Raw genomic sequence first — 5,939 nt, forward strand, 5'->3', positions numbered from 1 at the left:
TTATTTGATTTTTTATTACTCAAAATCCCTATTGAGTGAGATGATTTTAAAGGATGGTTTTTTTTGGGGAAAGATCGGTTTATCGTTAAATTCGGCAAATAGTGGCGCTTTTAGGGCGGTGTTTACAGGGGAAACTCAACCATTTTAGAAATGAGAAAATGGATGGCTTAACTCCATTGATTGAATATGAAAATGAACAATATATTTTACTTACTCCCCAAGTTTCATCGATGCCTGCAAAGTTACTCAGAAACCCTGTAGGCTCAGTTGAGTCATTAAGAGATGAAATTATTGCAGCGATCGACTTTGCCATTACGGGCATATAACGCCTACTGAAGTGGAAAAATATAGTTGGTTATAATGTTGAACGGAGTGAAAACAACCAACTGTATTTTTTCTGTTTGAAGTTCTTGTTAAGTTTCTTTACTCATCTTCCCATGGCATCTCAGGCAAATTTTTAAGATTAGCAAAATATCTGTCGTAATCCATTTCTTTACCCTCACGCATAACATCAAACAATTCTACAGAAAATGCACAAGCAATATATTTCTTCGACTCACGCCTGCTAATTCCTAATTTTCGTAAACGGTCGAATGCTTCTTTTACTTGAGGTGGATTATTATCATTAATCTGATTATCGATTACTTCAAGTACTGCTTCACCAGCTTTTTCTGGATCATCTTGATACATTTATGACTCCAAACTTTTGAGAAATTTAACGCCGCAATAAACGGAAAATTATAGTTGGCTAAAATGTTTGAGGAACGAAAAACAGTCAATTGTAAATTTTCCGTTTAATTGCCTTGTTAGCTTTTGATAACCACAATATATATCAAACTGAAACTATGAAATAAAACAAACTAACAAAAGGCATTAATAGCCTGAAATTTGTACTAAACTAACAGTAACACCGTACCATAGTTGCATATTAACAAAAAATGGAATGGAGTAGACAAATGCGAAATATTACTAAAAAAAAGAGTAAGCTTCCTTTCAACAGCTATTTACTTTGCGTTTCTTTAGTTAGCGCGTCAATTCTTTTGATTTTAATTTTTTTATTACATTTCATGAGCTTGATTTCTACCAAAATAGCGATATGGGCATCAATATGTGTATTTTTGTTAGCCGCAACCTATGAAATATTCTTAGTGTCTTTACTTACAAAATTTATATTTAGAAGTATCAATAAAAAGCCTAATAACTCTTCAGTAAATAAATGCAGTAAATTACATATTAAATAGTGATTATAAATACTTTTCAATAAATTAAAGCTTTGGATAATGAGTCATTACACCATGTAATGAATACCACTGATTGCTCTCAAAAAATTTTCGTGAAAGCCAACTGTTTTTTGTCCTTGTTTAATTTCTTGTTAGTAGTTAACTTGCACCAAAATATAATATTGCGCTTATAAATTTTTGTGCTTTTACCCTGTCTCTTGTATAGATATTTTTAATAACTCTATCACTAAGATCAACTAGTTGAATAATAAACCAATCTCTTTTTTTAAATAACTTAGGCGCTGACAAGGAATTGAAGTAAACCCTATTGCTTAGGTGCTTATATTCAGCTTTTTGATTGGATACAGATAAGCCTACATTTTCAGTAAGGGCAATATTACTACCTATAGTTTTGCTCTTTACAGATACGCCATCAGAATATGCAATAAAATTAGACTTAATATACAACTCTGAAACTCGATGTTTTTCGGGCTGTTCCCAGAATAACTGCTCTATAATAGCTATAGCATCACTTTCAGAGGCTATGTCTACGGAATCGTATTTAACAGGTGTTGCAGAACACCCCGTTAAGCAAACCAAAATAAATAATAATAATTTGTGCACCGACTTTCCTTATTAATTAGCTTGTTAGCTTTACCTTGGCGTGTGGTAAAGCATGACAGCAATCTTTACTGTTCTGTTTCTGTCGCCGTTAAGGTGAAACTCATAATTGAACCATGTTTCATCTTTTTCATTTACAAACTTAATAAAATTTTCATGCTCATTAACTGATGATTTGGCAACATCAACGGCACTACTAAAATCTTTGTTTGGTACAAACATAATCACAGCGGCTTTTGAATCTCGCCATGTTAGGTATTCCAACAATTGACTGATAGTCGCTAGGAAACTTTTTTGGCCTTTCTAAAACTTACACTCGCCAATAAATACGTTAGTATTTTCATGGCGCAACAGAATATCTGTTTTGCCTGTTTTATTGAAAGTTTCGCCCGTTGCAGAGCCATTAAAATTTGGCTCAAGCATCATGAGAAAATGATCCCTTAAATGCTCTTCCTCTTTTTGTGCATATAAACTTGGTAAACGCTCAAACTCTTTACCTACATCATGAATCATTTGAAGGATGTCGTTATAGACTGATTGATCTAAACTTGGCTCTGGGCTATACCCGTTCTCATTAACTTGTGGTTTATTTACAGTAACTTTTTTACGTTTCTGCGGAGCAGGAACTGCAAACGTTGGTGATGTCGCAGAAGTTTTTTTAATTGGTACACCCAATGAAGCTAATACACCTGACTTTTCTTTAATCCTACTTTTCTTTGATTCAAAGGCTGATTTAATTTGTGCTTCAAAACTAGAATTAAACCGTTCTACATCTCGTTGAACATGTGCTAGTTGTTGCATGATACTTTTAAGGTTTGAATCTTTTTCTCTAACAATACTCTCAGGCTCATTGGAAAAGTTGATTATTTCAAAACAAAATTCATTTCTATTTACTTCTATGTTCATTGTCCACATAAGCCTAGTACTTGGCACGCAGTGTAATAACTGTATATTACCGCTTATTGGAACATGGAATTTTATAACATCTTTTTTATAAGATTTACCTGAGTAAACATGAAATGAACGAGGGGAGTGTTCTGCTGGAATCACTCTTTCAGATGAAGACGCATATATTTGATCTTCATGTATTTCTAATGGCTCAATGACTGCTTCTGATAGCTTATGCGCAATGTAGTCGCTTTCATTTACATTGAGAATATAGTCATCTTTTTCTGAATCTATAGATGATAAAACATTGTGTTTTGATGCCTCAAGAAAATCACTAAGCTCTCTTTCACCAAAAACTCGACTTGTTCGCATGTGCTCGAATATCCTTATGTAAAGCTAACGCCTTGCTAAGCGGAAAATAATGGTTGGCTATAATCGCGAAGCGATGGCCAACTGTTATTTTTCCGTTTAAGCAACTTGTTATATTTTTTATGCCACTGCAAAGTTTACTAAGTGGACATTGGTTAAATTTATTTGCTGTTTAGCATGCCAAAGATCATAGTTATCTTGCATTGAGAGCCAACTCTCAGGAGTTCTGCCAATGGCTTTAGATAAGCGCAATGCCATTTCAGGAGATATTGCACTCTGACCTTTTAGAACTCGATTTAAAGTAGACGATGCAACATCTAACTGTTTAGCTAAATAACGACAGCTAAAACCAGCTGGCTCTAGATAAACGTCGTAGATAAACTCTCCAGGGTGTGGCGGATTATGCATACTCATTAGTGATAGTCCTCATAGTTGAGAATATATGCATTACCATCGATAAACTCAAAAGTAATGCGCCAGTTACCATTTACAGTAATAGACCAAATCCCATCTCGATTGCCTTGTAAAGGATGTAATTTAAAACCGGGCAAATTGATATCATCAATTTCTTGAGTGGTATCAATAGCGGTAAGTTGCATACGCAATTTACGTTGATGCTTTGCCTGAATACCTGAAATACTACCCGTCTGGAAGTATTTCTTAAGGCCTTTGTGCTTGAAAGATTTAATCATGCAATAAGTGTAGCGTGATGCGCATCAGTTGTCGATAAAAACATAACGCCCAAATAAGGGGCTGATAATAGCTTGCTAAAATGTGTAGCGAAGCGGAACCGAGCAAGCTGTTAGCAGTCCCGCTTAATTTTCTTGTTAGGTTTTCAACTGCGCAAAACTAGCCCCATGGCTCCGACTTCTTCTAGCAAGTCCGCTCCATGATAATTATCTCTCAAATAAGATTGAATGGCTTTGGATTCTTCATAAACTTTATTTATATCAACTGACCATTTCATATTATAAAAGCGCTTTTCATTCGCTATATACATGCGAATTGGATAAACCTTTTTATTTGGCATGTGTTTCCAGTCAGAAATTATAAGATTACTAAATGCCATATCATGTTGAATATTTTCTGGGGTTGACAACTTTATGTTTGCTTCATCTAAATATTCATCAAAATGCTCTAGAGTATTTCTAATTTTAGGCTTTAATATCTCTGTCAAATTGATTTGATTTAGCATAGTTGAAAAATATGCTTCCCTATCTTTCTTAATTTTATTTTTTCTTACGGCTAAATTAGCATCGGGAGAAATATTTGGAGAAACTAGTTTCTTAATTTTTGCAGCTTCAGATAATAAAGCGTTTATTTGAAAGTGAGCTTCATTCGAACATTTTTCATAAGTATGATTTGTTGATACTGGCGCTAATTGGAAAAGCCTTTCACATGCTGAAATTATATTTTTAGCCAAACAGATCAATTCATATTCGTAATAACCAAAGAGTCTGCTTTCTTCAAAGTCCTGATACACACTAAACCTCCCTGAAAACCTAACGCCCAAATAAAGGGCTAAAAATTGTTTGCTAAAATGTTGAGGGACGAAAACAGCCAACTGTTTTTTGTCCTTGTTTATTTACTTGTTATGCCTTTATTTTTGTTAGCTGCACCTATATGAGCATCTAATTGTTTTTCAAGGCCTTTAATTTCAACCTCAATAATACCAACTTTGGATACAATGCTTTCATTTTTAGCAATATCTTTCTCTGCTCCTTCTAAGTCACCTTGAAGATGACCGACGTCAGATTTTAGAATAGATATATTTTCCTTGTTACTTGATATTTCTGAGTTTACTGAAATCAAGGTTGAGAAATATGTTACGACAGCTGTTAGCACGAGCCCACCACCATATAATAAAACCTCCTTTGCAGTGAATCCAGATTCATTTGGGCTTAGTGTCTGCGGGGTATGAGTCGGCACATAGTTACTCGGCGACGATGCCGCGGAAGATGATTGATTACCGGAATATGGAGTATTCGTTGATGTGGTAGCCGTACTCATTTTACTAGCACCTCTATTTCAGCCTCTGATAATTTCGGTGCATACTTTTGAGATAGTTGTGAAAGAGTTGAAAAATCAAAATGAGTATTAGGCTTTAAGGTATTGTTAATATCCCTAAGTACTAAAATACCTTTTTCTGGAACTCCATTATTTACTGCGTCAACAGCACTTATTTCAAGAATATCATTGACTGTATAACCAAATGAATTAGTTGGTTTGTTATATCTGAGGCTTAACTCTTCTGAGCCATCTACACTGTTCGTGAAATATTTATTACGCAAGGTTCTAACCGCAGTATTATCTTTATGAAAGTACCTAGCAATCATCCCAAATCTAACTACTTCTTGTTTTTCGAGAATGTATTTTATAAGCCCTGAAAGTTTAGCGTTAAAATCTTTTAATATATCTGAGTTAGATTTATTTTCATCAATTCTAACTAGAGTAAAGTCAATTCTAGATCTAGATATATTACAGTTATACATTCCGTTGCTTGATTTTAATATCATTACAGGAACTTCAGGAGGCAACTCTCTAGGGGTCGGTATCATTTGAGGCATAGCATCGAATGCATTAAGCATTCGTGAATTTAACTCACCAAATTCAAGATCTGGGCGTTCGACAATATCTCGCAAAAAAAATGCAAATTGAAGGTTTAATATTTTAGTTTTCATTGGTTCTCCATGACCAGAATACACTCAGAGGCATAACGCCCATTTAAGGGGCTGATAATAGTTTGCTAAAATGTGTAGCGAAGCGAAACCGAGCAAACTGTTAGCAGTCCCGCTTTAAATTCTTGTTAGCTATACGACTCCACTAAAGCCTGCCATTTAG

At 34.6% G+C, this 5,939-nt stretch carries 10 protein-coding genes; 1 reads left to right on the forward strand and 9 read right to left on the reverse strand.

Annotation, left to right across the window (positions count from 1 at the left end; genetic code table 11):
• The first annotated feature begins 101 nt into the window (after positions 1-101).
• A complete protein-coding gene (locus tag DWA31_RS12175; protein ID WP_281268633.1) occupies positions 102-326 on the forward strand; it encodes a CcdB family protein in 225 nt (74 codons plus the stop codon).
• Between the two features lie 97 nt (positions 327-423).
• Here DWA31_RS12175 and DWA31_RS12180 read toward each other — a convergent pair whose 3' ends face one another.
• The 9 genes from DWA31_RS12180 to DWA31_RS12225 all read right to left on the reverse strand — a co-directional run bounded on the left by DWA31_RS12180 (position 424) and on the right by DWA31_RS12225 (position 5,779).
• Positions 424-690, reverse strand: a complete 267-nt coding sequence (locus DWA31_RS12180) for a hypothetical protein (protein WP_114326856.1) — start codon at positions 688-690, stop codon at positions 424-426.
• Between the two features lie 689 nt (positions 691-1,379).
• Positions 1,380-1,844: a sensor protein gene (locus tag DWA31_RS12190; RefSeq protein ID WP_114326858.1), complete on the reverse strand. Its 465-nt coding sequence runs from the start codon at positions 1,842-1,844 to the stop codon at positions 1,380-1,382.
• Positions 1,845-1,874: 30 nt separating this feature from the next.
• The gene (locus DWA31_RS12195) at positions 1,875-2,063 is read right to left on the reverse strand and encodes a hypothetical protein (protein WP_114326859.1); all 189 of its coding nucleotides are present in this window, start codon (positions 2,061-2,063) and stop codon (positions 1,875-1,877) included.
• A gap of 81 nt (positions 2,064-2,144) precedes the next feature.
• Complete coding sequence (locus tag DWA31_RS12200; protein WP_114326860.1) at positions 2,145-3,101, reverse strand: hypothetical protein; 957 nt, start codon at positions 3,099-3,101, stop codon at positions 2,145-2,147.
• 117 nt (positions 3,102-3,218) lie between these two features.
• Positions 3,219-3,512 carry a HigA family addiction module antitoxin gene (locus DWA31_RS12205; RefSeq protein ID WP_114326861.1) on the reverse strand — a complete coding sequence of 98 codons (294 nt, stop codon included), beginning with the start codon at positions 3,510-3,512 and terminating at the stop codon, positions 3,219-3,221.
• Positions 3,512-3,790 (reverse strand): type II toxin-antitoxin system RelE/ParE family toxin, encoded by a 279-nt coding sequence (locus DWA31_RS12210; protein WP_114326862.1) that lies wholly within the window; start codon positions 3,788-3,790, stop codon positions 3,512-3,514. The genes DWA31_RS12205 and DWA31_RS12210 overlap by 1 nt, the downstream gene beginning before the upstream one ends.
• A 143-nt stretch (positions 3,791-3,933) precedes the next feature.
• The gene (locus DWA31_RS12215; protein ID WP_114326863.1) at positions 3,934-4,662 is read right to left on the reverse strand and encodes a hypothetical protein; all 729 of its coding nucleotides are present in this window, start codon (positions 4,660-4,662) and stop codon (positions 3,934-3,936) included.
• 17 nt (positions 4,663-4,679) lie between these two features.
• A complete protein-coding gene (locus tag DWA31_RS12220; RefSeq protein ID WP_114326864.1) occupies positions 4,680-5,108 on the reverse strand; it encodes a hypothetical protein in 429 nt (142 codons plus the stop codon).
• Positions 5,105-5,779 (reverse strand): hypothetical protein, encoded by a 675-nt coding sequence (locus tag DWA31_RS12225; RefSeq protein ID WP_114326865.1) that lies wholly within the window; start codon positions 5,777-5,779, stop codon positions 5,105-5,107. The genes DWA31_RS12220 and DWA31_RS12225 overlap by 4 nt, the downstream gene beginning before the upstream one ends.
• Positions 5,780-5,939 lie beyond the last annotated feature (160 nt).

This window comes from Candidatus Colwellia aromaticivorans (assembly GCF_003333305.1).
GTDB classification, from domain to species: domain Bacteria; phylum Pseudomonadota; class Gammaproteobacteria; order Enterobacterales; family Alteromonadaceae; genus Colwellia; species Colwellia aromaticivorans.

Excerpts from the sequence above, each read along its gene's own strand:
- DWA31_RS12225 (WP_114326865.1), bottom strand. The coding sequence starts at position 5,779 with ATGAAAACTAAAATATTAAACCTTCAATTTGCATTTTTTTTGCGAGAT.
- DWA31_RS12205 (WP_114326861.1), bottom strand. The coding sequence starts at position 3,512 with ATGAGTATGCATAATCCGCCACACCCTGGAGAGTTTATCTACGACGTT.
- DWA31_RS12210 (WP_114326862.1), bottom strand. The coding sequence starts at position 3,790 with ATGATTAAATCTTTCAAGCACAAAGGCCTTAAGAAATACTTCCAGACG.
- DWA31_RS12220 (WP_114326864.1), bottom strand. The coding sequence starts at position 5,108 with ATGAGTACGGCTACCACATCAACGAATACTCCATATTCCGGTAATCAA.
- DWA31_RS12180 (WP_114326856.1), bottom strand. The coding sequence starts at position 690 with ATGTATCAAGATGATCCAGAAAAAGCTGGTGAAGCAGTACTTGAAGTA.
- DWA31_RS12195 (WP_114326859.1), bottom strand. The coding sequence starts at position 2,063 with ATGTTTGTACCAAACAAAGATTTTAGTAGTGCCGTTGATGTTGCCAAA.
- DWA31_RS12200 (WP_114326860.1), bottom strand. The coding sequence starts at position 3,101 with ATGCGAACAAGTCGAGTTTTTGGTGAAAGAGAGCTTAGTGATTTTCTT.